The organism is Rhizobium sp. AC44/96 (assembly GCF_001692185.1).
Lineage (GTDB): Bacteria > Pseudomonadota > Alphaproteobacteria > Rhizobiales > Rhizobiaceae > Rhizobium.
The window spans coordinates 51408-76891 of record NZ_LXKO01000003.1; the positions used below are offsets into that span (position 1 = coordinate 51408).

Consider the following 25484-nt stretch of genomic DNA (forward strand, 5'->3'; position numbering starts at 1 on the left):
GGCATCTCCTCCTCCCAAAGCTGTTCGATACGGATCGGCGACACTCCTCCTCCCAGTTGTCGATCAAGTTTATAAAGCCCGACGGATCCTCCCCCGTCGGGCTTTTACTTTTTGGGCCGATGACGAAATGGTTACTTCGCTGCCCCGCGCTCTGCGCGGATTGCCGTCGAGCTCAGGCGGGATCGCGGCCCATGGATAAAGGTCCAGGCAGGTGCCGGCTTTCGCCAAAGGGCGCGTGAATCATCCTCATCGATGCGTGCAAAGCCAAACGTTTTCGTCATTTTCGACGACAGGAACGAAAGCGTCGAACCAGGGCGATCGATCACCGCAATCGGAAAGGTACGGGCAATATCCTGCCATCGCTGCCAGTGATGAAACGTCTTGAGACTGTCCGCGCCCATGATCCAGATGAAGTGCACATGCGGGTTGCTTGCCTTGACGCGCGCCAGCGTGTTCGCGGTAAAGCTGGTTCCGAAATTGCGCTCGAACGCAGTCACCTTGATGGCAGGATGCCTGGCAAGGCGCTCGCTGAGCGCGATCCGCTCGGCGAGCGGCAGAAGTTCTCTGCGGCTCTTGAGCGGATTACCGGGGGTCACCATCCACCAGAGCTGATCAAGCGCCAGCCGCTTGATGGCGATCTCGGCAACAAGCGCATGCCCCTGATGCGGCGGATTAAAAGAGCCGCCAAACAGACCGACGATCATGCCGCGCTCAGCGTGCGGCATGCGGAGATAGCGCCGGTCTATTTCCTCTTCGTTCACGTCAGGGCCGGGTTTGTCCGGTGCCGTGCACGCGGTATTTGAAAGAGGTCAGCTGCTCGACGCCCACCGGGCCGCGCGCATGCATCTTGCCGGTGGCGATGCCGATCTCCGCTCCCATGCCGAACTCACCGCCATCGGCAAACTGTGTCGACGCATTGTGCAGCAGGATGGCGGAATCGACCTCTGTGAAGAAACGCTCCACGACCTGAGGATCTTCGGCGAGAACGGCTTCGGTGTGGTTCGACGAATATTTCTGGATGTGCGCAATCGCGCCGGAAATGCCATCGACAAGCGCCACCGATACAATCGCATCCAGATATTCCGTCGACCAGTCTTCCTCGGTTGCAGGCGTGATGCCGGCAGCCGCCGCCACAACGGCGGACGATCCCCGGATCTCGCAACCGGCAGCAGAAAGCGCCTCCAGGATTGGCAGAAGATGATTGCCGGCAACCGCGCTGTCGACCAGGATAGTCTCTACAGCGCCGCAGATGCCCGTGCGACGCATCTTGGCATTGACGACGATTTCCTTCGCCATCGCCAGATCCGCGGACGCATCGACATAGATGTGGCAAAGCCCTTCGAGATGGGCGAAAACCGGCACTCTCGCTTCGCTCTGGACCCGCGCAACAAGGCTCTTGCCGCCACGTGGGACGATCACGTCGATCGCGCCGTCGAGCCCGCGCAGCATTGCACCAACAGCCTGACGGTCCGTCACCGGCACCAGCTGGATGGCATGCTCTGGCAGCCCGGCCGCCTTCAGGCCCTGGACCAGGCATTCATGAATAGCCTGCGATGAACGACGCGAATCCGAGCCACAACGCAAGATCACGGCATTACCCGCCTTGAGGCAGAGTGCACCGGCATCCGCCGTGACATTCGGCCGGCTCTCGAAAATGACACCGATCACGCCAAGCGGGGTCCGCACGCGCTCGATCTTGAGACCATTCGGCCGGTCCCATGCGGCGATCACCTCGCCAACGGGATCCTTCAGCGCAGCGATGGCCCGAATTCCTTCGGCCATCTCCGCCACCCGCTTGTCGTTCAGCGTCAGTCGATCGACGAAGGACGCGAGCATCTCTGTGCCGGCAACGTCCCGCAGATCCTTGGCGTTTTCAGCAAGAATGTGGTCCTTGCCGGCAACTATCGCATCCGCCATCGCGTTCAGCGCGCGGTTCTTTGTCTCGTAAGAGGCAAACCCCAACGGTCGGGCAGCAGCCTTGGCTTTGCGGCCGATGTCATTCATCAGCACGTCAATATCCGGGCTCTGCACAACTGTATCAAGCATGGGCTGCGTCCTTCTGCTGCCTTTCCGATTTGGAATTTACCGAGGATGTCATAACCATATCGTCGCGATGGATCATCGCCGTTCGACCGGCATAGCCAAGGATCGCTTCGATCTCGGATGACTTGCGGCCGGTGATCTGGCGCGCCTCGTCCGCATCGTAGCTGGCGAGGCCCCGCGCGATTTCTCGACCGTTGGGACCGATGATTGCAACGGTATCCCCGCGACTGAAGATACCAAGCACCTTTCTGACACCAGCGGGAAGCAAGCTCTTTCCAGCACCCAACGCCGCGACGGCCCCATCATCGACATGGAGTTCGCCGGCCGGCTGCAGCTGGCCCGCAATCCAAGTTTTCCGCGCCGTGACCGGCGTTTTGGACGGAGCAAACCATGACGAACGCGCGCCGTTTTCGATAGCCGATAGTGGGCTTTCCGTCTTGCCGGAGGCGATGATCATCGCGCAGCCGGCTGTTGTCGCTATCTTGCCGGCGTCGATCTTGGTGCGCATGCCGCCACGGGACAGCTCGGACGCTGCTCCGCCGGCCATCGCTTCGATCTCCGGCGTGATCTCGCCGATCGTCTCGAGAAACTGCGCGTCCGGATCGAGATGCGGCGGAGCTGTGTAAAGGCCATCGATATCCGACAGCAGGATCAACAGGTCCGCTCCGGTCATGGTGGCAACGCGTGCCGCCAGGCGGTCGTTGTCCCCATAGCGGATCTCGCTCGTCGCAACGGTATCGTTCTCATTGATGATCGGCACCGCCCCGATCTTCAGAAGTTGCTTGATCGTGGCGCGGGCATTCAGGTAGCGGCGACGCTCCTCGGTGTCGCCAAGCGTCAGCAGGATCTGGCCGGCGACAATATCGTCGCGCGACAGGCTTTCCGACCAGGCGCGCGAAAGAGCGATCTGGCCGACTGCGGCTGCCGCCTGGCTTTCTTCCAGCTTCAATGCGCCAGCAGGCAGATCCAGAACCGATCTGCCAAGCGCGATTGCGCCCGACGACACGACAAGGACATCCACACCCTTCGCCTTCAGCCCCGCGATATCGGCACAGACGCCATCAAGCCAAGCCTTTTTCAGTCCGGCCTTGCGATCCACGAGCAAGGCGGAACCGATCTTGATAACAATGCGCCGATAGCTGTCGAGAGGCTTACGATTGCCCATCAACGTCTTCTCCGTCACCTGATTCCGCAATGTCGCGATGCCTGACCTTCGGCACTTTCGCGAGCTTCTCTACCCCGGCATTGGCTTCCACGATAACATCTCGGAGCGCGCGCAGAACTTCCGTCATGCCCTTGCCGGTAGCCGCGGAAATCTGGAATGGCGTCTTGCCACAGGCTTTGGCGAGTTCCTTCGTCTTCTTCTTCAGTGTCGCGTCATCGAGCACGTCGATCTGCGAGAGCGCGACGATCTCGGCCTTTTCAGCCAGATCCTTGCCGTACGCTTCGAGTTCCGTCTTCACCGTCGTGTAGGCCTTGCCGACCTTCTCTTCCTGCGCGGAGACGAGATGCAGCAGCACGCGGGTGCGCTCGACATGTCCGAGGAAGCGGTCACCGATCCCGACGCCTTCATGGGCGCCTTCGATCAAGCCGGGAATATCGGCAAGAATGAACTCCTGCCCGTCGATGGTGGCAACGCCGAGATTCGGATGCAGCGTCGTGAAGGGATAGTTGGCGATTTTCGGCCGGGCGCGCGTAACGGCGGCGAGGAAAGTCGACTTGCCGGCATTCGGCAGACCGACGAGGCCGGCGTCGGCGATCAGCTTCAGATGCAGCCAGACCGTCTTTTCTTCGCCGGCGAGGCCCGGGTTGGCCCAGTCGGGCGCCTGGTTGACCGACGTCTTGAAATGCGCGTTGCCGAAGCCGCCGTTGCCACCCGCCGCGATCCGGAAGCGCTGCCCTTCCCGCGTCAGGTCGCAGATCAGCGTTTCCTTGTCCTCTTCGAGAACCTGCGTGCCGACAGGAACCTTGAGCGTGACGTCGCCACCATTGGCACCGGTGCGATTCCGACCCATCCCGTGCGTGCCGATCTGAGCCTTGAAGTGCTGTTGGAACCGGAAATCGATCAGCGTGTTGAGACCGTTGACGGCCTCGACCCACACGTCGCCACCGCGTCCGCCATCACCGCCATCGGGACCGCCGAACTCGATGAACTTCTCGCGCCGGAAGGACACCGCACCCGCGCCGCCGTCTCCAGACTTGATATAGACCTTTGCTTCGTCGAGAAATTTCATTTTACTTCCATCATTCGGTGTCAGTTGGACGCCCGTCTTGGCCTGATCGATATAGGCCGTTCAGCCGGAGGTCAAAGATTATCGTTAGGTTTGCGAGCTATAACATACAGTACGGCTTCGGTCTCGACGGGCGCTACGATCTCGAACGAATCGTCGACAGTCTCGAAGGCGCGGACGTGATCGCCCTCCAGGAGGTCACTCGAGGCTTCTCGAGGAACGATTATGCGGACATGGAGGCCGATCTCGCCGCGCTGTTCCCCGACTATTTCTGGGTGTATGGCCCCGCGTGCGACCTGCACGTGGAGCGGATCAATGACAGGCCCGCCCCCCACAATACCCGCCTGCAGTTCGGCAACATGATCCTGTCGCGCTGGCCTATTCTTTCCAACCGGATGCTGCTCCTGCCGCGTAGCCGGACCCTGTCCAAGCTCAACCTGCAGCGCGGTGCAACCGAAGCTGTCATCGCTGTTCCAGGCGGCGCTCTTCGCGTCTATTCGGTCCACCTCGACCACGTCTCCAACGACGAGCGCACCCGCCAGCTCACCTATCTCAACGAACGCATCAATGCTTTCACCCGCGAAGGCGGATCGGTGACCGGTTCGCTGGAGTTCGACATCGACGAACTGCCGATGCCCGAGGACTATATCGTCATGGGTGACTTCAACATGGTGCCGGAATCGCCGGAATACTGCAGCTTCGCCGGCGCCAGCGACGGATATTACGGCCGCACGGCCCGTATCGGCACGCCGATCGACGCGCTTGCCGCGCTGAACGCCTACGCGCCCGAAAGCTATAGCTGGATGGACCCTGCGGATCACGGCAAACGCATGCATCTCGACTACGTCTTCGTCAGTTGCGGCCTTCAAAGCCAGCTAAGATCCGCAAGCGTCGACACGACCGCTGCGGGGTCCGACCACTTCCCCGTCTGGGTAGAGCTCGACATCTGAACGAAGCGCCCCGATCATATGCCGGGGCGCTTCCTGTTTCGTCAGGCGCTCTGGTTTTGCAGCGTGTCAGGCTTCAGCGCAGTCTCGACATGCGTGACCATCGTGTTGCGCGCGAAACTGAAGATTTCGCTGCAACCCGTCATGCGGAAACCGAGCCTCTCCTGAAGCCGGAGCGATGCCGGATTGTCGGCAAACACGCCGGAATGCACCATCGTCTCGGGCATTCGGCGCGAGAACCGCTCGAGCGTCGCGGCAACCGCCTCCGTCATGTAGCCGCGCCGCCAGTAGTAGCGGTTCAACCAGTAACCAAGATGCCAGCGGCCATGGCGCAACTCGAGCGACACCACGCCGATATGTGCGTCGTCACCGTTGGTGATCGCCATCTGCCAGTCGGGCAGGCGTCCCGCCGTGACCGGCACCAGCCAGTCCAGCGCGTCCTGCCGATCATAAGGTGCGGGAACCCGGGCCAGCATGCGGGTCACTGCGAAATCGGACAGCGATTCCGCAATCGCGTCCGCATCGCTCAGCCGGTGTGCGCGCAGCGTCAGACGCTGCGTGGTGATGATCGGCTGCGATCCCGCGGTTGCGACCGTGGGCTTGGGCCGCTCGAGGCTGATCGCGTTCATAGGACGCTCCCCCAGCTTCTCAACGACATCCAGGTCTTGCGATCAAGCCTGTACCATTCGACCGGCACATTGCTGCCAAGTGCCAGCGAGGCAGCAAGCCCCGAACCCTGGAACTGGAAGCCGCACTTCTGGATCACCCGCCTGGAGGCGACGTTCATCACCCGGCAACGGGCGTCGATCTGGTCGACATCCTGCCGCGTACGAAACACCATGTCGACGAGCGCATGGCACGCCTCCGTGGTAAAGCCTTGATTCCAGTACGGTTCTCCGAGCCAGTAACCGATCTCGACAGTCCTCCCGTCCAGATGAGGCTCGACCCCGCAGCAACCGATGAAGGCACCGTTTTCGGCTTTCGTAATCGCATAGACGCACTTGCCAATCTCGCCATTTTTCGTGCGTCGCACGAAGTCGGCGGCATCATTGGCCGTATATGGGTGCGGCATGCGCGACACCATTGTGGCGACTTTGGCGTTGTTGGCGAGATGGGCAAGGGCGTCGATGTCTTCTTCGTGCGGCGCGCGCATGACGAGCCGTTCCGACAGTAAGACAGGGCAATCGGTCCTTAACCGCTCCGGCCTCAGCCGCTCCAAGGAAGACCGCTGGTCTTCCCGGGGAGACCTTTGGTCTCTCCGTAACAATTCGCCTTGCATGGTTCAGTCCTCCTTGAGGGTAAAGAAAAAGGGGAGATGGGTGGTGCCCCATCTCCCCTTTTGTCTTGACTGAACCTTGTACGCTCAGCCGGGTCGATGAGACACCGGCTGCTATAAAGCGCTACCGGCTTATTCCGCTGCTTCCGCTTTCGGCATTACAGACACGTATACGCGACCGTTGGCCTTCGTTCGGTAGTTCACATTGCCGGCGGTAAGAGCAAAGATCGTGTGATCCTTGCCGAGGCCGACGTTGGAACCCGGGTGCCACTGCGTACCGCGCTGACGCACGATAATGTTGCCTGCGATGACGGTTTCGCCGCCGAACTTCTTCACGCCAAGGCGCTTGGATTCGGAATCACGACCGTTGCGCGATGAACCGCCAGCTTTTTTGTGTGCCATTGGAGTTCTCCTTTAAACCTTAAGTCCCGTGATCTTACTTGGCAGCCACGATGTCCGTGATACGGACAACAGTGTGATGCTGGCGATGGCCGCGCGTACGCTTCGAGTTCTGACGACGGCGCTTCTTGAAGGCGATGACCTTCTTGCCGCGGTTGTGCTCGACCACTTCGGCCTTGACGGAAGCGCCCTTGACGAAGGGAGCACCGATCGCAGCGTCGGCGCCTTCGCCGATGACCAGGACTTCGGTGAATTCAATTGCGTCGCCAGCGGTTGCTTCAAGCTTCTCGATGGTCAGCACGTCGTTTGCTGCCACACGGTACTGCTTACCGCCGGTCTTGATGACTGCGAACATTTTTTATCCTTTCATGTTCGTTCCGGCTCAACCCGCGTCAAAACAGGTGGCCGTCTTTTTATCAGTCGATGTTAAGCAGGGATTTCAGGGGCTCTCGCCCAGGAATTCTGTCTGCCGGTGATGCCTTGCGCGGGCGCAAGGCGGGCAAGGCACGGACTTATCCACGCCTATTGGCTTGGGCAGATACGCGAGCCCCAAAAAACTGTCAAGGCAAAAGGATGAAAAGCTTTCAATTTCGTCTTGCCAGCCGGATATTTCATCGCTATGAGACAGCCCGCGCCGAACAAGCGCCGACCAGCGAAGCGGAGAGGTGGCTGAGTGGTCGAAAGCACCGCACTCGAAATGCGGCATACGGGCAACCGTATCGTGGGTTCGAATCCCACCCTCTCCGCCATAATCTCATATTGACGTTCCACTTTGATCGCCGCCAGGACCTGGGCGCGAGCTTGTGCTCACAGATGACCGGTGAACTGAGGCGTTTCAAAACCTCGCAGAACCGTCGAGCGTGCGATCGGTAATCCGCTACCACTGCGGTTTTCTCTTCTCGAAGAACGCGGAAATGCCCTCCCTTGCCTGTGCCGTCTCCCAGCTGTCAGCGAGTTGGCCTACAACAGCGTCGATGATCTCGTCCGAAATCGGTGGAGCGAAGGAGCGCGCCAGGACTTTTGCGCGAGCCGCGGCTTGCGACGAGGCCGCGAGGAACTCGTTGATTTCGATTTCGACGGCCTTTTCGAGGTCTGACGCCTGAACCACAGCATCGACCAGACCGATCGCCGCCGCATGATGCGCATCGAATATTCGTCCTGACAGGAATAGCGGTCGCGCCGGCGAAACGCCGATCCGTCGGATGACATAGGGACTGATCGTTGCCGGAATGAGACCCAGCCGAACTTCGGTCAAGCCAAAGCGCGCGGTCTCGGCGGCGACGGCCATATCGCATACGCTTATCAAGCCAAGACCGCCGCCGAAGGCATTTCCATGGACACAGCCGATCACCGGCTTCGGAAGCTCGTCCAGCGCCTTGAGCATCATTGCCAAGCGCCGAGCTTCAACGATTCTGCCGGCACGATCGGCGGAAAACTGGGCGCGCATCCACTCGAGATCTCCCCCGGCACAAAAGCTCTTGCCGAGAGCCTGAATGACGACCACCCGAACGTCTGCGTCTGATCCGAGCGCTTGTGCCGCCTCGGTAAGCTCAGCGATCATTCTGGCTGACATTGCGTTGTGCTTGTCAGGGCGTGCGAGTATCAGGCGAGCCACTCCGCGGTCATCGATAGTGACCTGAAGGGTCTCCGGGTTCACTGCGCGCTCCTCAGCTTGCGGGCAAAGGCGGCCGCTTGCTCAAGCTTTTCCGTCGAAAGACCTGTCCGATATCCCTTGCGGGCAAGATACTGTGCAACCAGCAGCGTATCGACATTGCCTTGGGCCCCCGGCGCAAACGGGCAGCCCCCAAGACCGCCAACGGATGAATCGAAAACACGAAGACCGTGCTCCAGCGACACGCCGATATTGTCGAGAGCCCAGCCGTCTGTGTCGTGGAAATGGCCCGCGAGCATGGTCGCCGGCGCGCGGGAGAGGACGGTCAGCAACATCCGATCGACCGCCTCCGGCCGCCCACGCCCGATGGTGTCACCCAGACTGATTTCATAGCAGCCGAGCGCATGAAGCTGCTCGACAACTTGGGCAACCGCTTCGGGATCGACGGCCCCCTCATAGGGGCACTCCACGACGCAACTGACATAGCCACGGAGCGGCACACCCGCCGCTCGGCTCGCCTGCGCGACGGGGCGGAACCGCTCGATGCTCTCGGCGACCGAACAATTGATGTTCCGCTGCGAGAAACTTTCCGATGCCGACGTGAAGATCGACACCTCGTCGGCACCCGCCGCCATCGCCGCTTCGAATCCCTTCTTGTTCGGTGTCAACACGGCATAGCGCACACCGGGTCTGCGCTTGATGCCCGCCATAACATCCGCCGCGTCGGCAAGCTGAGGCACCCACTTTGGACTAACGAAGCTCGTCACCTCGATGCGCTCGAAACCGCATTCCGAGATCATATCGACAAGAGCGATCTTCACTGCGGTCGGAACGAGGTCCTTTTCGTTCTGCAGGCCATCGCGCGGGGAAACTTCAACGATGGAGACATCACGCGCAAGCAAGGATGAGACGCCTGGTTGCATCACGCCTCCTCCGGCTGCAATATCAGCAACACTGCGCCTTCGCTGACCTGCTGGCCTTCGCTGACCTCCAGTGTCTCAACGATGCCGTTTCGTGGTGCCGTCAGCGTCAGCTCCATCTTCATCGCTTCCATGACGATCAGGGCCTGTCCTTCGGCGACCTCCGCCCCCGATTGAACGCGGACGATCCTGACAAAACCAGGCATCGGCGCGATCACCCTGTCGCCGCCCGGACCGTTCTGGAGATCGCCATCGAGCGGATCCGCGGCGCGAAAAACATGGGTCTCGCCGTCCAGCGTTAACGCGAGATGATGCCCCGTCATGCTCGCATTCGCTGCGATCTGGCGTCCTTCGATCTCGGCTCGACATCCATCGTCGGAGCGGCTGACGATTTTCACCGGGATCACTCTTTTTCCATCATGAACCGCGAAGAAGTCGAAGCCCTTGGCCGCGATCCTCAGGTTTGCATGACCACTCTCATGCTCCAGGATAACGATGCGCTGCATCTCGCCCCAGAGCTGCCAATACCCCAGTGCCTGCCAGGGGTCGCGCCCGTCGGGCTTTGTAAAAGCGCCGAGCGACAGCACACCGGCAAGGGCGACGACGGTGTCTTGCGGACGCTCGGTCGTCACCAGGGACTGAAGATCGCGCTCGATCAGGCCCGTGTCCGGACGACCGGCGACAAACTCGTCCACACCGACGAGCCGCGCGAGAAAGCCGAGATTGGTTGTAACGCCGCCGATATGGGAAGCCGTCAGCGCTCTCGCCAAGCGAGACAGCGCAGTCGCGCGGTTCGGCCCATGTGCAACCATCTTGGCTATCAGCGGGTCATAATGCGGCGATATGGTATCCCCTTGGCGCACGCCGGTGTCGACACGAACGCTGACATCGGGGAAGCCAAGCTGCCTGACTATCCCCGTCGCTGGCAAAAACCCCTTGGACGCATCTTCGGCATAGATCCGCGCCTCGAATGCCCAGCCATAGATCTCAAGCTCGGACTGCCTTTTCGGCAACGGTTCGCCGGCTGCCACCCGCAGCTGCCATTCCACGAGATCAACGCCGGCGATGGCTTCTGTCACCGGGTGCTCGACTTGCAGCCGCGTATTCATTTCCATGAAATAGAACCGATCGGGCCGCAAACCGTTCGACACGTCGACAATGAACTCGACCGTACCGGCGCCTTGATAGGAGATCGCCCGGCCCGCGCGCGTGGCTGCCTCCCCCATCGCCCGCCGCATCTCATCGGTCATGCCTGGTGCCGGCGCCTCTTCTATCACCTTCTGGTGGCGGCGCTGAAGAGAACAATCGCGCTCGAACAGGTGAACGACGTTGCCGTGCCGGTCGCCGAAGATCTGGAACTCGATGTGGCGGGGTTGCAGCAAGTAGCGCTCCAGAAGAACGCCGTCGTCACCGAAGGCCGCCTTTGCCTCGCGCCGCGCCGCTTCCAGCGCCTCCAGAAAGTCCTCCTCCCGATCGACGCGCCGCATACCCTTGCCGCCGCCCCCGGCTCGCGCCTTGATAAGGAGGGGATAACCGATCACTGCCGCCTGATCCGCGAGAAAGCCGTTATCCTGCTCGACCCCATAGTAGCCGGGAACAACCGGCACGCCGCACTGCTCCATGATCGCCTTTGCCGAATCCTTGAGACCCATGGCGCGGATTGAGGAGGATTGCGGCCCGATAAAGACAATCCCGGCTGCTTCCGTGGCCTCGGCAAAATCCGCGTTCTCCGATAGAAAACCGTAGCCAGGGTGGATGGCGTCCGCGCCCGTCCGCTCGGCCGCGGCCAGGATCCGTTCGATAGAAAGATAGCTCTCCTGCGCGCTTGCCGGGCCAAGGCGCACCGCCTCATCGGCCATCTCCACATGCAACGCATCGACATCCGCGTCCGAGTAAACCGCGACGGTCGAAATGCCCATGCGCTTGGCCGTGCGGATAATTCTGCAGGCGATTTCACCACGGTTGGCTATGAGGATCTTGTGAAACATGCCGCCCTCACATCCGAAACAGGCCGAAGCGCGTATCTTCGATCGGCGCATTCAATGTAGCCGACAGGGATAGCCCAAGCACATCGCGGCTCCTGGCAGGGTCTACGACCCCATCATCCCAGAGGCGCGCCGACGCATAGAGCGGGTGGCTCTGCCGTTCAAAGAGATCCAGCACTGGCTGTTTGAAACCCGCCTCTTCCTCCGCCGACCATGGCGTGCCGGCGCGGGCAAGCGCCTCGCCGCGCACGGTTGCAAGCACACTTGCCGCCTGCTCCCCGCCCATCACGGAAACCCGGCTGTTCGGCCAACTCCATAAAAAACGTGGCGAGAAGGCGCGCCCGGCCATGCCATAGTTGCCGGCCCCGAAGGAGCCGCCGATCAGCATCGTGATCTTCGGTACGTTCGTCGTCGCGACCGCGGTGACGAGCTTGGCGCCATGCTTGGCGATGCCCTCGGTTTCGTATTTTCGGCCGACCATGAAGCCTGTAATGTTCTGCAGGAAGACAAGCGGAATCCTGCGCTGCGAGCAGAGCTCCACGAAATGCGCTCCCTTCTGCGCCGACTCGGAAAACAACACGCCATTGTTGGCAATGATGCCAACCAGCATTCCGTGCACATGCGCAAATCCGCAGACCAGCGTGGCGCCGTACCGAACCTTGAATTCATCGAAGCGCGAGCCGTCGACAATACGCGCTATGACCTCCCGGACGTCATAGGAGGTACGCAGGTCGGAGGGGACGACACCCGCAATCTCGGCCGGATCGTAGAGTGGCGCTTCACTTGACGCCTGCGTGGCGGCCACCAGCTTCGATCGATTGAGATTGGCGATCGATTGTCGTGCCAGCGCGAGCGCCTGAGCGTCATCGCGAGCGAGGTGATCGGCAACGCCGGACAGCCTTGTATGGACATCGCCGCCACCGAGATCTTCGGCGGAGACAACCTCGCCTGTCGCAGCCTTGACCAGAGGCGGGCCCGCAAGGAAGATCGTTCCCTGCCTTTCGACAATGATCGCCTCATCCGACATCGCGGGAACATATGCTCCCCCTGCCGTGCACGACCCCATGACCACGGCGACCTGCGGAATGCCTGCCGCTGACATGTTTGCCTGATTGAAGAATATCCGCCCGAAGTGATCCCGATCGGGAAAGACTTCGTCCTGGTTCGGAAGATTGGCGCCGCCCGAGTCCACGAGATAGACGCAGGGAAGGTTGTTCTGCGCCGCGATCTCCTGCGCACGCAGATGCTTTTTCACCGTCATGGGGTAATAGGTACCGCCTTTGACGGTCGCATCATTACAGACGATCATGCATTCGCAGCCGGCAATCCGGCCAACGCCGGCGATCAAGCCGGCTCCGGGCGCTTCGTTGCCGTACATGCCATGAGCCGCCGTCAGCCCGACTTCCAGGAACGGCGTGGCGGGGTCGATCAAGGTTGCAATTCGATCCCTTGGAAGCATCTTGCCTCGGCTGAGATGGCGCTCTCGCGCCGCCGCCCCGCCGCCCTGCATCACGGCGGCAACGGCCTCCTCCACCACCCGGACAGCCTCTCCCATGGCCGTTCGGTTCGCCTTGAAACTGTCCGAATTCGTGGAGATCTGCGACTTCAGTACCGTCATTCGTCACCAAGATCAGATTTGCCGATGAATTTCGTGGTCAGGCCGTCTCCGCAAAGAGTTCGCGTCCGATCAGCATACGCCTTATTTCCGAAGTCCCCGCACCGATTTCGTAGAGCTTTGCATCCCTCAGCAAACGCCCCGCGGGGTAGTCGTTGGTGTAGCCATTTCCTCCAAGAGCCTGGATCGTCTCCAGGGCCATGAGGGTTGCCTTCTCGGCCGCGTAGAGAATGCATCCGGCTGCATCCTTGCGCGTCGTCTCGCCGCGATCGCATGCCCTCGCCACCGCATAGACGTAAGCGCGAGCCGTGTTCATGGTCACGTACATGTCGGCAAGTTTGCCCTGCATCAGCTGGAACTCGCCGATCGGCTGGCCGAACTGCTTTCGCTCATGAAGGTAGGGTATGACAACATCCATGCAACTGGCCATGATGCCGAGTGGACCACCGGACAGCACGACCCGCTCATAATCGAGCCCCGACATCAGAACGCCGACGCCGCCTCCCGCCCTACCGAGCAAGTTGCTCTCGGGGACCTCGCAATCGGCAAAGACCAGCTCGCAGGTATTTGAGCCACGCATGCCGAGCTTGTCGAGTTTCGGTCCTGTCGAGAATCCCTTGAATGCCTTCTCGACCAGAAACGCCGAGATGCCACGCGGCCCGGCGTCCGGGTCCGTCTTCGCATAGACAACCAGTACATCGGCATCCGGACCATTGGTGATCCACATCTTGCTGCCGTTCAGGACATACCGGTCACCGCGTTTTTCGGCGCGCAGCCTCATCGAGACGACGTCGGAACCGGATCCGGGTTCGGACATCGCAAGCGCGCCGACATGCTCGCCGGATATGAGCTTAGGTAGGTAGCGCTCCTTCTGCTGTACGGTCCCGTTGCGGCTGATCTGGTTGACGCAGAGATTGGAATGAGCGCCATAGCTGAGGCCGATCGCGGCCGATGCCCTGCTGATCTCCTCCATCGCCACGCAATGCGCGAGGTAGCCGAGACCAGCCCCGCCGTAGCACTCCTCCGCGGTCACGCCGAGCAATCCCATCTCGCCCATTTCCCGCCAGAGGAAATGCGGAAAGCTGTTGCTGGTATCGATCTCGTTCGCCAATGGCGCAATGCGCTCAGCCGCAAAACGGCGAACACCATCGCGCAGTGCTTCGATCTCGTCGGCCAATGCAAAACTCAACCCACCTGAATACATGCCTACCTCCCTTGTCCGACGCAGTTACGCGGCGTCCGGCATGCGCGCAGTCTCTCCCGTTTTTTCGTATGTCGTCAGGCGCTCGGCGATTTGCGCCAGGATCTTGTCGGCCGCAGCCTCCTTCACCGGACCGAAGCCACGAATCTCATCGAAGAGCGTAAGAATGGCAAGCGCTTCCAATTCGTTATCCGGGCGAAGGCCGCCCAGCACCTTCGTGGCGGCGGTTTCGTATTCCCGGATCAGCCGCCGTTCGAGTTTTCGTTCGGGCAGATAGCCAAACGGATCGAGCGGAGTGCCCCTCAGGCCCTTAAAGCGTGCCAGCTGTCGAAGCACGGGCAGTATCCATGCCCCGAACTCGCGCTTGCGTGGGCGGCCATTCGGATCCTTGCCGGCCATGAACGGCGGCGCGAGATTGAAGAGGAGCTTGAACTCACCCTCCATTTCCTCGCGAAGATCAGCTTCAAATGCCGGATCCGTCAGCAGCCGCGCGACCTCGTACTCGTCCTTGTAGGCAAGTACCCGTGCGTATGTCACGGCAACGGCATAGGCGACCCTGTCGGAGAGGCGAGCCTTCTCCGCGAATGCCGTCGCCCGCTCGACGAAGGCGGCATAACGCTTTGCCAGGCGCCGGCCCTGGTAAGCCGTGAGATGAGAGTTACGGTGCGCCACCAGCTCGCGAAGATCCATATCCGCCAAAGTCTTGGCCGCAGGTTTCTCGCCAATCAACCGGTCCACGGCATGCGGATCGTGAGCAAGCATCCTGCCCCATTGGAACGCCGCCTTGCTTTGCTCGACAGCAACGCCGTTTAGCTCAATTGCCTTGTCGATTGCCTCAAGGGTGAGAGGCAACAGGCCCCGCTGCCATGCGAAACCGGTCAGCAATATGTTGGTAGAGATGGCATCGCCGGTAAGGGCCGTCGCGACATGACCGAAATCCAGGAAGACAGAACCGTCATGAACCGTCTTGGCGATTGTATGCACCACCGATCCCGTCTTGAAATCGAAATCGCGATTGCGAACAAAGTCGGCAACCGGCATCAGACCGGTATTGACGATCGCCATGGTTCGTTCGGGCTTGCAAAGCGTGACCGCCTCTTTCGACGCGCCGACGATATCGTCAGCCGCCAGCAACAAATCGGCACCGCCGTTGACAATGCGGGATGAGGTTACATCCTGTTGCTGCCTCCCGATCCGCAAATGGCTCATCACGGCGCCACCCTTCTGGGCGAGGCCAGCCATGTCGAGGATCATCGGAACATAGCCGTCGACATACGCGGCCATTCCCAGGATCGCGCCGATCGTCAGGATGCCGGTCCCGCCGACACCCGCGATCGCCACGTTCCATGGACGCTCGCCAATAACCGGGAGGGTGGGCAGCGGAATATCGATATCGCCGATCTCCAGCCCCTTGCGCTTCTTGCGTTGACCTCCGTTGACCGTCACGAAGGACGGACAGAACCCTTTGACGCAGGAAAAATCCTTGTTGCAGCTCGATTGGTTGATCTGGCGTTTGCGCCCGAATTCGGTCTCCAGCGGCTCGACGGAGATGCAGTTCGATTGCACGGAGCAGTCTCCGCATCCTTCGCACACTGCAGCATTGATGAAGACACGTTTCGGCGGATCTTCCAGCAATCCGCGGCTGCGGCGCCGCCGCTTTTCGGCGGCACAGGTCTGTACGTAAACGATGGCAGAACAGCCCTCGGTTTCCCGCAAGGTCAGCATGACCTGATCGAGGTGATCGCGATGCAGTACTTTGACACCGGGCGCGAGCATGGAAGGGCTATAGGCATCCGGATTGTCGGAAATCAGGTAGATCGGCGATACGCCCTCGTTCTGTAGCTGCTTCGTCATCAGCTCGGGCGTCATGTAGCCATCGATCGGCTGGCCACCCGTCATCGCCACCGCGTCGTTGTAAAGCAGCTTGTAGGTCACATTGACCTTGGCGGACACCGATTGCCGGATCGCCAGGATACCCGAGTGAAAATAGGTTCCGTCGCCGAGATTGACGAAGATATGCTTGTCGTCCGTGTAGTGCGAGATAGCCGTCCACGGCACACCTTCGCCGCCCATCTGCGTGAAGGTATAGGTGTTCCGATCCATCCAGATCGTCATGTAATGGCATCCGATACCCGCCGTGGCCCGGCTGCCTTCGGGCACGCGCGTCGATGTATTGTGCGGACAGCCGGAGCAGAAAAACGGCGTTCGTAATACCGGCGGAACATGTGTCCGCGCAATCTGGCCACGGTCGGCGAGGTAAGCAAGCTTCGCGGCAATTTTCTCCCGCAGGCTCGGATCGATGTCGAGCAACAGCACCCGCCCAGCGATTGCACGGGCAACGGCACCGACTGTCAACGCGGCCGACAGGCTGAGATAGGGCTTGTCGTGCTCATCGAACTTGCCGACGATCCGCGGACGGACGTCTGGGCGCCAGTTGAACAGCTGCTGCTTGATCTGGTTCTCGATGATCTCACGCCGTTCCTCGACGACGAGCACCTCCTGAAGGCCCTCTGAAAAATGTCGAACCGCCTCCGGCTCCAGTGGCCAAGGCATCCTGACCTTGAGGATGCGAAGGCCGATCGTCGCCATTTCGGCTTGGCCGATCTCAAGCTCCCGCAACGCCTGCAATACATCTTCATAGGCCTTGCCGGACGATATGATCCCGAAGCGGGCGTTCGGGACGTCATGCGTCACCTGGTCGACCCGGTTTGCGCGGGCAAAAGCGATGGCGGCATACGCCTTGTAGGTCTGCAGCCGGTCGTCCTGAACGAGCGGCGGGTCCGGCCAGCGCAGGTTGAGGCCGCCGGGCGGCATTTCAAAATCCGTAGGCAGGACGAAGTTGCGGCTTTCGCCGGCCAGATCGATGGCAGCTGTCGTCTCGATCGTATCGGCGATGACTTTCATACCCACCCAGCAGCCCGAGTAGCGCGACATCGCAATGCCCAACAGGCCATACTCGAGAAATTCATGGATGGAGGATGGATAGAGGACAGGAATGACCGCTGACATGAAATCGTGATCGGTCTGATGTGGGATGCTGGAAGACTTTGCCGAATGATCGTCGCCGGCAATGCAGAGGACACCGCCATGAGGCGAGGTTCCCGCGGCATTGGCATGTTTCAACACGTCGCCGGATCGGTCGACGCCGGGACCCTTACCGTACCACATCCCAAGCACGCCGTCCTTGCGTGCGCCGGGGTAAAGCCCGACCTGCTGGGTGCCCCAAACGGCAGTCGCCGCAAGATCTTCGTTGATGCCCGGCTGGAAGGTGACGTCGTACTGATCAAGATAGGGCTTGGCTTTGATCAATTGCTGGTCATAGCCGCCAAGCGGCGAACCGCGATAGCCTGAAATAAAAGTCGCCGTATTCAGGCCGGCAGCTCGGTCGCGACGCATCTGCGTCATCGGCAGCCTGACCAGCGTCTGCAGCCCGGTAATGAACACCCGACCGTCGGTAGCAGTATACTTGTCGTCGAGCGATACGCTTCTTGCCAGCATCTGCTCTCCTCCCAAGATAGCAGCGATGACTTTTCAGGCGCATCGGTTGATCTTCTGGATCATCGGTGCGCCCCATCATGCTACCACTTGGAGCACGGAATTTCCGTACCAAGAGGGAATGCTGGACGTATCAAGTGAAAAGAATAGGTCGCTGGCGCGACATCTTCGTAAAAACGGCGATCGGGACCCGCCTGGACCCCGAATCGATTACTGCTTGACCGCGCGACCGCTGCGACTTTGAGCGATGGCCCGCGCTTCGTGACGCCGGACCAGATCGTTCTGGACCTCAGCCTGGAATATCATCACCTGCTCACGCACCTCGGCTTCGGAGAAGCCCAACGATTCGAGCTGGTCGGCAAGCCTGCGGCATTCAGATTTCCAGAAGCGAACCGCTTCCTCGCCATGGCGATGTTCCAGCTCGGCTGCACACCGTTCGATGTCGCCGGCGCGCGAGGCAACCGGAAAAAGCACGATTTCGCTCGTTGTCATTGCGTCCAAGGTCTTGCGTGATGGTACTGGCATCGATTCGTTCCGTTTCGCGTCGACCTCATTCCTACCGAAGCATGGTTAACGCTTTCCTCTCGCGGCCAGCACAATGGTGGGGCGGGGGCTTTTGCTCGCTTGCAAAGAGGATTACACCTTTCACGTGCCGTCGGCGGCATCAAGGGAATGAGGGGGATTGATGCGCGCGGTCATCGCGAAGCCTGTAGCCACGGCAATTGTTCTCTTTGCGCGCGCCATTACCGCGGTCCGCGCGATCTGGCCGAGCGAGGGCATTCCCGACGGTCAGTGCGTGTATTTTGCCAACCACTGCAGCCACGGCGATTTCATTCTCGTGTGGACGGTCCTGCCGCCGCGCATAAGGAAGTCTGCCCGGCCAGTCGCCGGCGCCGAATACTGGCTCAAATCCTCCATAAACAGGTTCATCGGCCGCGATGTCTTCAACGCGGTGCTGATAGAGCGCGATCGGGACAAACGCACTCACGATCCGATCGAGGTCATGGCGACGGCGCTGGACGCCGGCTCCTCGTTGATTCTTTTCCCCGAGGGAACGCGCAATCAGACCGACGCGACCCTCCTTCCATTCAAGAGCGGCCTCTTTCATCTCGCGTCCGCGCGCCCTGATGTCCATTTAGTGCCGGTCTGGATCAACAACCTCAATCGCGTCATGCCGAAGGGAGAGATCGTGCCGATCCCCTTCATGTGCAGCGTCGCCTTCGGCAGCCCCATGCACCTTGCCGCAGGCGAAAGCAAAGAGGACTTCCTCGAGCGTACGCGAAACGCCCTTCTTGCCCTTTGTCCGAAACATACAGGCGATAACGAATGAGCCAGGTAAACTCCGATCTATGGACACTCGTGCTCGGCATTATTGGCGTGCTTTGTGTCGCATCGACGGTTGGCTATATCCTGCACCACCGTCTTTCGCCCAACGGCTCGAATGCCGCGATCGAGAATCTCAACGCCCGGATCAAGGCATGGTGGATCATGGCCGCCTTGATCGGCCTTGCCTTTCTCGCCGGTCGGATCGGGGTGTTGCTCCTGTTCGGCTTCTGCTCGTTTGCCGCTCTGCGTGAATTCATCACGCTGACAAACACCAAGCGAGCAGATCACTGGGCGTTGGCCGCCGCTTTCTTCGTGGTCCTGCCGCTTCAGTATTTTCTCCTTTGGGAGAGACAGTACGGGATCTTTTCAATCTTCATCCCGGTATACGCATTCCTGCTTATGCCGATCATTTCGGTCCTGCGCGGCGATACGGAGCGATTTCTTGTCCGGATCGCCGAAGTGCAATGGGCGCTGATGATCTGCGTCTTTTGCGCCTCGCACGTACCGGCTCTGCTGACCTTGAACATAGCCGGCTACGAGGGCCGGAACGTCCTGCTGATAGCCTTCCTGGTGATCATCGTTCAGCTGAGCGACGTCCTTCAATATGTCTGGGGCAAGCTTTTCGGCCGGACGAAGATTGCGCCCAAACTATCCCCCTCAAAGACCGTCGAAGGGTTCGTGGGTGGCGTCGCCAGCGCCACGCTGATCGGTGCCGGCCTATGGTGGATCACGCCGTTTACGCCGCTCCAGGCGGGGCTGCTTGCGTTTGTCATCACGATGATGGGCTTCTTTGGCGGGCTGGTCATGTCCGCCATCAAGCGCGACCGTGGCGTCAAGGATTGGGGCAACCTCATCGAGGGGCATGGGGGCCTCATCGATCGGCTCGATTCGGTCGTGTTCTCCGCGCCGATCTTCTTCCATCTGGTTCGATACTGGTGGTCGAGCACGTGAGCGGCGACACGGCCTTCGATCGCATCGCGCGCAGCACGGTAACGCACGTCCTGTTTGCGTTCCTTGCGATGGGCGGCTGGGCGGTCTTCGCCAACCGAGCGCACTCTCTGCCGAAGGCTCTCCTTGCGGGGTTGGTGCAGGGCGCCTTGTCAGCCTGCCTGACGCTGTTTCTGAAAACCGTCATCGAGCACCTTTCAAAGCGTTTCTCGGGCGTTCCGGCACTTTGGGCGCCGCCGCTGATAGCCTGCACGGCATCCGCGGCCGCCTTGGTCGCAATCCACGCGATGAGCGGAACACCGGAGATACTGAAGACGGTCGCGCTCCCGCTGACCGTGTCGACAAGCTACGCTGCGATCTACAATTATTCGCTATACCGAAAGAGGGGATCCAATGACGCAATCGGGTGACCGCAGACCACTGGCGAGCCGCGACACGCACTGGGCGCGCTCGATCGCACAATGGCTCGTCACGAAATCCGTGACGCCCAACCAGATATCCCAGGCCAGTATGGTTGCGGCGGCGTTGGCCGGTTGCTCATTCTTTCTTGCCGGAACGAGCCTCGGACCGACACGCATAGTCCTGCTTTTGCTCGCAGCCGCCTTCTGCCAACTCAGATTGCTATGCAACCTTTTCGACGGCATGGTCGCTGTAGAAGGCGGCAAAGGTGCGCCTGACGGACCGTTCTGGAATGAGTTTCCCGACCGCGTCGCCGACATCCTGATCTTCGCGGGGGCAGGCATGGGCGCGGGCATGCCCGGCCTTGGATGGGCCGCGGCGGCGTTCGCGGTGCTAACCGCCTATGTCCGCGAACTCGGCCGGGCGACGGGAATGTCCAGCGATTTCTCCGGGCCGATGGCAAAGCAGCATCGCATGGCGACCATCACCGCAGCAGCGGTCCTCTCGGTCCTCGAGCCGATTTGGGGAGGCCGCAACGAAGTCCTGATCATAGCCCTTTTGGTGGTTGCAATAGGCGCGGCGGTGACGGCCCTACGTCGCAGCCGCACGCTCATTGGCCGGCTCAACGCGGATAACGCCAAGCATTGACATGAAGCGTACCAAAATGGGCGAAACTGCGCTTTGCAGCAAAACGACATCGCCATAGAACAACCGCGCTGCTTCTTCTTTTCCCCGAAGCGGCCTTGGACTAGCCTCGCTTCGGCGAGGCGCTTTTCCCTTTATAGCTCTGCTCTTGCTATCGGTAGGCCCGCTCGGATAGCCCGCCCATTCCCGAACGAACCAGAAATTCATGCATGATCCGGCGCCGCATCGGATTCTCAAGTCGGGTGACCTGCGATCCCAGGAACTCGGTCTGCACATGGCCAAAGGCGAGAAGATCCGGCGATGTCGCGATTGCTTGCGAATAGAGCCCGTGAAACGACTGCCGACAGACATAGGTTTTGTACTTGGTCATGCAGAAGCTCGCGAAGCGACCCTGCTGTTCTCTCAGAAAGTCGGCAACACCGACCGTTACCTCCGGCCACGCAGGATTGCAGGTATCGTCAAAGGCGATGACCCCATGGTCGGCTAGCGATTCCGCTGCCAAGCGGGCATCTGACAGCACGTGACGAAGCATGTGGCCCCCATCGATGCTAAAGAAACGGACCTTGCCGGCCTTCTCCGTGATGTCAGTCGCGTTTACCTGCGTGCTGTCACGCTTGATGACCAGCTCCTCATCCACCGGCAGTCCCAATCGGCGGCCGTTCTCGATAAAAGCCTCATACTGACCCCGCCCATTTTCGCGCCCGGGAATGTCGAACGGATCTATCGCAACAATTTTTGCGCCGCCGCCGCATAGTTTCCGGAAGAGAAAGTAAGACCGGCCAAAGTAGACGCCAATCTCGGCGACCGCTCCGTTGAGACCAGCCGCCTCCTGGCTGCGCAAAAGCGAAAGAAAGACAAGCGCATCCGGAGGATCTATGTAGCCCTTTATCGCTCGCAGATCGCGAAATATGAATTTTCGAAGCGCGATATCCATCGGAAAGTACTTTCGATCTCACCGGCGAAACCAATTCGCATTTCAAGACAAATGCAACGAATGGTAAGAAGCAAACAGCAGAACAACATACCTTTCAACCAAAAACACCGAAAATTCATGACCTGAAGAGAGACAGAATAGATCGCGAGCGTTGCCGATACTTCAATTTTCTTGTTACGCAACGCCACCATCAGAAAAATCGCCGTTCGGAGTTTCTTCCGAAAAGGCAATTTGCTAATCCCAACGATAACAAGACGAAAAGAATGTCGTCGCAGGGCAGTTTCTTCTTTTTATCGCCATCCAGCTGCCCTACTCCTACGTCTGTTTTTATGCGGCAACAGAAGGTGGTACATGGCAGGTGAAACAGTTCTGGTCGTCGGCGGTGCTGGGTATATCGGCTCGCACACGTGTCTCGATCTCGCGAACAAGGGCTTCAAGCCGGTCGTTTTCGACAATTTCTCGAACGGACATCGCGAGTTCGTCAAATGGGGTCCCGCCGAGGAGGGGGACATTCGCGATCGGAGCCGCCTCGATGAAGTCCTCGCCAAGCACAAGCCAGCGGCCATTCTGCATTTTGCGGCGCTGATCGAAGTGGGCGAATCGGTCAAGGATCCGGTCGCCTTCTATGAAAACAACGTCATCGGCACGCTGACACTGCTGGCAGCCGCCCAAGACGCAGGCATCAAGGCGTTCGTTTTCTCGTCGACCTGCGCCACCTATGGCCTTCCGCAAAGCGTCCCTCTCGACGAGACACATCGACAGGTGCCGATCAATCCATACGGACGCACCAAGTATATCGTCGAGCAGGCGCTTTCCGACTACGACCGGTACACGGGCTTTCGATCCGTGGTCTTGCGCTACTTCAACGCGGCCGGCGCAGATTTCGAGGGGCGAATCGGCGAATGGCATCAGCCGGAAACCCACGCCATTCCGCTGGCAATCGATGCTGCGCTCGGTCGGCGCGAAGGCTTCAAGGTCTTCGGCAGCGACTATGAGACGCGTGACGGCACCTGCGTGCGCGACTACATCCATGTCCTTGATCTCGCGGACGCTCACGTTCGCGCGGTCGAATATCTGCTGCGGGGAGGAGAGTCTGTCGCGCTCAATTTGGGAACCGGGACCGGCACGACCGTCAAGGAGCTGCTTTCAACCATCGAAGAGGTGTCGGCACGGCCGTTCCCGGTCGAGTATGTCGGACGCCGCGAAGGCGATTCCCACACGCTGGTCGCCAACAACGACAAGGCCCGGGAAGTTCTCGGCTGGGTGCCGCAGCATGATCTGTCGCAAATCATCCGCTCGGCCTGGAACTGGCACGCGAAATCAAACCAGCATTGAGCGCCGCAAATGTCCGGCAAACCCAACGTTCTCCTGATCACCGCGGACCAATGGCGCGGTGATTGCCTTTCAGCAGTCGACCACGCCTGCGTAAAAACCCCGAACCTGGACACACTTGCGGCGCAAGGCACGCTGTTTGCCCACCACTATGCCGGCACTGCGCCCTGCTCGCCGGCGAGGGCGACGCTTTACACCGGTCTCTACCAAATGAACCATCGCGTCTGCCGCAACGGCTCCCCATTGGATGCGCGCTTCGATAATCTGGCCTTGGCTGCCAGACGCGCAGGCTATGATCCCACATTGTTCGGCTATACCGACACGGCGCCCGACCCGCGGGCGCTGGACAATAGCGATCCGCATCTGACGACCTACGAGGGCCTGCTCCCCGGCTTCACTGCACGGCAGCTTTTGCCAGAGCATGAGAAGCAATGGCTATCATGGCTGCGCATGCGGGGGCATGCGGACGCAACCAGCCGAGACATTCATATTCCGGTTGGCGCCCGTCCGGGCGAGATTTCCAGCGCGCCGACAGCCTATTCCAAGGACGAGACACAAACCGCGTTTCTCACAGGCGAGTTCATACGTTGGCTTGGCGAGCAGGAAGCGCCGTGGTTTGCCCACGTTTCCTTCCTGCGTCCGCACCCGCCCTTTTCTGCGCCGAGCCCGTTCAACGGCATGTTCGCGCCGAGCGACGGACCGGCCTTCGCCCGCGCCGAAAACCGGGAGGCCGAGGAAAAATCTCACCCTTACCTGTCTTACGCGATGCCCAGGGTCGGCAAGGGCAGCGCGATGCATGGTGGCGCCGGCCCCATCAGCGATTGGAATGCCGCCGACTTTTCGGCAATCCGCGCCATCTACTACGGCATGATCGCCGAAGTGGATTTCCAGCTTGGACAAATCTGGCAGGCACTGAAAGCTTCGGGCGCCTGGGAAGACACCGTCATCATATTCACGTCGGATCATGCCGAGATGGCTGGGGATCACTGGACGTTCGGGAAGGGCGGTTTCTTCGACGGAAGCTACCACGTGCCCCTGATCATCCGTGATCCGCGATCGGCAATAGTGGGAACGACAGTCAAAGAGTTTACCAGCGCCGCCGATATCTTTCCGACGCTCTGCGACCGCCTGGATATCGTGCCCCGCAACGGTCTGGACGGGCAGTCCTTGATGCCCTTCGTTCAATCGGGCAGAAGCGATGGCTGGCGTGACGCCGCGTTTTGGGAGTTCGATTTCCGCGACATCGTCCATCAGACGGCTGAACGCCATTTCGGGCTTCGCTCCAACGAATGCAGCCTTGCGGTGGTTCGCGACGAACAGTTCAAGTTCGTCCACTTCACCGCGCTGCCTCCGCTGCTTTTTGACCTTCGAAGCGACCCCATGGAACTGAACAATCTCGCAGCCGATCCGGCCTATACCGCGATCCGGCTGGCCTACGCCGAGAAGCTCTTGTCCCTTCGTGCGCGCCACCTCGATCAGACACTCGCCTACACCGAACTGACGGAAAGAGGGCCGGTTTCACACCGGCCCTGACAGGTCAGGAAAACCGACCGAGATAGTCCATCTTGCCGACCGGGACGCCCTTGTTTCGCAGGATCGCGTGCGCCATCGAAATGTGGAAATAGAAGTTCGGCAGCGCGAATGTCGCGAGATATTCGTCTCCGCGGAACGTGGTCTTGTTGCCGCCGGGCGAGATGACGACCTCATGCGTCTCGGTTCCCTCGAGCGCATCCGGGGCAACGGTCGCCAGATAGGCACGAGTCTTCGCCACCCGCTCACGCAACGCTGCGATCGTCGTTTCATTATCATCTAACTTCGGCGCGTCCGTTCCGGTCAGGCGCGCGATCGCAAATTTCGCGCTGTCGGTGGCACGCTGGTATTGACCCGAGAACGGCAGCATATCTGGCGCGAGGCGAACGGCGACCAGATCGGAAGGATCCGTGCCTTTTTCGCCGGCGAATTTCTCTGCCTTGTCGAGATAGGCATCGAGGGTGTCCAGGCCCCGCTGAAACAATGGTACGGTCAAGCGATACATCGAAATGGGCATCTGTCTCTCCATAAAGGCAGTCGATCGATTGCCGCTGCCGCGCTGACATATAGGCTGCCTATACGACATTTTCACCGGGCGCCCGCGATCGGATCTCTTTACTTCGCGCCACGCCTCCGAAAGCGGTTT

The 25484-nt window shown here is 60.3% G+C and carries 24 protein-coding genes and 1 tRNA gene; 8 read left to right on the forward strand and 17 right to left on the reverse strand.

The window, feature by feature from the left end:
- Positions 1 to 131 precede the first annotated feature (131 nt).
- From A6U87_RS07025 to obgE, 4 genes are read right to left on the reverse strand one after another with little or no spacing between them, the layout of a single operon-like run.
- On the reverse strand, positions 132 to 725 hold the full coding sequence (locus A6U87_RS07025; protein WP_065690546.1) for a nicotinate-nucleotide adenylyltransferase: 594 nt from the start codon (positions 723 to 725) through the stop codon (positions 132 to 134).
- Between the two features lie 37 nt (positions 726 to 762).
- Positions 763 to 2046, reverse strand: coding sequence for a glutamate-5-semialdehyde dehydrogenase (locus A6U87_RS07030; RefSeq protein WP_065690547.1), 1284 nt, complete (start codon positions 2044 to 2046; stop codon positions 763 to 765).
- Complete coding sequence (gene proB / locus A6U87_RS07035; protein WP_065690548.1) at positions 2039 to 3208, reverse strand: glutamate 5-kinase; 1170 nt, start codon at positions 3206 to 3208, stop codon at positions 2039 to 2041. The genes A6U87_RS07030 and proB overlap by 8 nt, the downstream gene beginning before the upstream one ends.
- The gene (gene obgE, locus A6U87_RS07040; protein ID WP_065690549.1) at positions 3195 to 4277 is read right to left on the reverse strand and encodes a GTPase ObgE; all 1083 of its coding nucleotides are present in this window, start codon (positions 4275 to 4277) and stop codon (positions 3195 to 3197) included. The genes proB and obgE overlap by 14 nt, the downstream gene beginning before the upstream one ends.
- A gap of 80 nt (positions 4278 to 4357) precedes the next feature.
- Here obgE and A6U87_RS07045 point away from each other — a divergent pair, with 80 nt between their 5' ends.
- Entirely contained in the window at positions 4358 to 5224 is an 867-nt protein-coding gene (locus tag A6U87_RS07045) for an endonuclease/exonuclease/phosphatase family protein (RefSeq protein WP_065690651.1), read from the forward strand.
- A 41-nt stretch (positions 5225 to 5265) separates the two neighbouring features.
- Here A6U87_RS07045 and A6U87_RS07050 read toward each other — a convergent pair whose 3' ends face one another.
- The 4 genes from A6U87_RS07050 to rplU form a co-directional block, all read right to left on the reverse strand.
- Positions 5266 to 5850, reverse strand: coding sequence for a GNAT family N-acetyltransferase (locus tag A6U87_RS07050; RefSeq protein WP_065690550.1), 585 nt, complete (start codon positions 5848 to 5850; stop codon positions 5266 to 5268).
- Entirely contained in the window at positions 5847 to 6500 is a 654-nt protein-coding gene (locus A6U87_RS07055; RefSeq protein WP_065690551.1) for a GNAT family N-acetyltransferase, read from the reverse strand. Before A6U87_RS07055 ends, A6U87_RS07050 begins: the two co-directional genes overlap by 4 nt.
- Before the next feature lie 129 nt (positions 6501 to 6629).
- Positions 6630 to 6899, reverse strand: a complete 270-nt coding sequence (gene rpmA, locus A6U87_RS07060; RefSeq protein ID WP_007790980.1) for a 50S ribosomal protein L27 — start codon at positions 6897 to 6899, stop codon at positions 6630 to 6632.
- A gap of 34 nt (positions 6900 to 6933) precedes the next feature.
- Complete coding sequence (rplU, locus tag A6U87_RS07065) at positions 6934 to 7251, reverse strand: 50S ribosomal protein L21 (protein ID WP_007790977.1); 318 nt, start codon at positions 7249 to 7251, stop codon at positions 6934 to 6936.
- A 304-nt stretch (positions 7252 to 7555) separates the two neighbouring features.
- On the opposite strand from rplU, the gene A6U87_RS07070 reads away from it, so the two are divergent.
- A tRNA-Ser gene (locus A6U87_RS07070) sits at positions 7556 to 7645 on the forward strand.
- Positions 7646 to 7773: 128 nt separating this feature from the next.
- Here the strand turns inward: A6U87_RS07070 and A6U87_RS07075 are convergent.
- From A6U87_RS07075 to A6U87_RS07105, 7 genes are all read right to left on the reverse strand, one after another.
- The gene (locus A6U87_RS07075; protein ID WP_065690552.1) at positions 7774 to 8553 is read right to left on the reverse strand and encodes a crotonase/enoyl-CoA hydratase family protein; all 780 of its coding nucleotides are present in this window, start codon (positions 8551 to 8553) and stop codon (positions 7774 to 7776) included.
- Positions 8550 to 9431, reverse strand: a complete 882-nt coding sequence (locus A6U87_RS07080; protein ID WP_065690553.1) for a hydroxymethylglutaryl-CoA lyase — start codon at positions 9429 to 9431, stop codon at positions 8550 to 8552. Before A6U87_RS07080 ends, A6U87_RS07075 begins: the two co-directional genes overlap by 4 nt.
- Positions 9431 to 11416, reverse strand: coding sequence for an acetyl/propionyl/methylcrotonyl-CoA carboxylase subunit alpha (locus A6U87_RS07085; protein WP_065690554.1), 1986 nt, complete (start codon positions 11414 to 11416; stop codon positions 9431 to 9433). Before A6U87_RS07085 ends, A6U87_RS07080 begins: the two co-directional genes overlap by 1 nt.
- 7 nt (positions 11417 to 11423) lie before the next feature.
- Positions 11424 to 13031 (reverse strand): carboxyl transferase domain-containing protein, encoded by a 1608-nt coding sequence (locus A6U87_RS07090; RefSeq protein WP_065690555.1) that lies wholly within the window; start codon positions 13029 to 13031, stop codon positions 11424 to 11426.
- Positions 13032 to 13068: 37 nt separating this feature from the next.
- Positions 13069 to 14232 (reverse strand): isovaleryl-CoA dehydrogenase, encoded by a 1164-nt coding sequence (locus A6U87_RS07095; protein WP_065690556.1) that lies wholly within the window; start codon positions 14230 to 14232, stop codon positions 13069 to 13071.
- Positions 14233 to 14256: 24 nt separating this feature from the next.
- Entirely contained in the window at positions 14257 to 17727 is a 3471-nt protein-coding gene (locus A6U87_RS07100; protein WP_065690557.1) for an indolepyruvate ferredoxin oxidoreductase family protein, read from the reverse strand.
- A 207-nt stretch (positions 17728 to 17934) separates the two neighbouring features.
- Complete coding sequence (locus A6U87_RS07105; RefSeq protein ID WP_065690558.1) at positions 17935 to 18249, reverse strand: DUF6074 family protein; 315 nt, start codon at positions 18247 to 18249, stop codon at positions 17935 to 17937.
- Between the two features lie 160 nt (positions 18250 to 18409).
- On the opposite strand from A6U87_RS07105, the gene A6U87_RS07110 reads away from it, so the two are divergent.
- Genes A6U87_RS07110 through A6U87_RS07125 form a run of 4 tightly spaced genes read left to right on the forward strand, consistent with a single transcriptional unit; the run spans position 18410 to position 21045 of the window.
- Positions 18410 to 19054, forward strand: a complete 645-nt coding sequence (locus A6U87_RS07110) for a lysophospholipid acyltransferase family protein (RefSeq protein ID WP_065690559.1) — start codon at positions 18410 to 18412, stop codon at positions 19052 to 19054.
- Positions 19051 to 20001 carry a phosphatidate cytidylyltransferase gene (locus tag A6U87_RS07115; RefSeq protein ID WP_065690560.1) on the forward strand — a complete coding sequence of 317 codons (951 nt, stop codon included), beginning with the start codon at positions 19051 to 19053 and terminating at the stop codon, positions 19999 to 20001. The genes A6U87_RS07110 and A6U87_RS07115 overlap by 4 nt, the downstream gene beginning before the upstream one ends.
- Positions 19998 to 20408 (forward strand): hypothetical protein, encoded by a 411-nt coding sequence (locus A6U87_RS07120; RefSeq protein ID WP_065690561.1) that lies wholly within the window; start codon positions 19998 to 20000, stop codon positions 20406 to 20408. Before A6U87_RS07115 ends, A6U87_RS07120 begins: the two co-directional genes overlap by 4 nt.
- Positions 20392 to 21045: a CDP-alcohol phosphatidyltransferase family protein gene (locus A6U87_RS07125; protein WP_065690562.1), complete on the forward strand. Its 654-nt coding sequence runs from the start codon at positions 20392 to 20394 to the stop codon at positions 21043 to 21045. Before A6U87_RS07120 ends, A6U87_RS07125 begins: the two co-directional genes overlap by 17 nt.
- Positions 21046 to 21193: 148 nt before the next feature.
- Here the strand turns inward: A6U87_RS07125 and A6U87_RS07130 are convergent, their stop codons facing one another.
- Complete coding sequence (locus A6U87_RS07130; protein ID WP_065690563.1) at positions 21194 to 21976, reverse strand: class I SAM-dependent methyltransferase; 783 nt, start codon at positions 21974 to 21976, stop codon at positions 21194 to 21196.
- Positions 21977 to 22327: 351 nt separating this feature from the next.
- Here A6U87_RS07130 and galE point away from each other — a divergent pair, with 351 nt between their 5' ends.
- Together galE and A6U87_RS07140 are read left to right on the forward strand one after the other, a co-directional pair.
- Entirely contained in the window at positions 22328 to 23311 is a 984-nt protein-coding gene (gene galE, locus A6U87_RS07135) for a UDP-glucose 4-epimerase GalE (RefSeq protein WP_065690564.1), read from the forward strand.
- 9 nt (positions 23312 to 23320) lie between these two features.
- Positions 23321 to 24841 (forward strand): alkaline phosphatase family protein, encoded by a 1521-nt coding sequence (locus A6U87_RS07140; protein ID WP_065690565.1) that lies wholly within the window; start codon positions 23321 to 23323, stop codon positions 24839 to 24841.
- 4 nt (positions 24842 to 24845) lie between these two features.
- Here A6U87_RS07140 and A6U87_RS07145 read toward each other — a convergent pair whose 3' ends face one another.
- On the reverse strand, positions 24846 to 25355 hold the full coding sequence (locus A6U87_RS07145) for a DUF1993 family protein (RefSeq protein WP_065690566.1): 510 nt from the start codon (positions 25353 to 25355) through the stop codon (positions 24846 to 24848).
- Between the last annotated feature and the right edge of the window lie 129 nt (positions 25356 to 25484).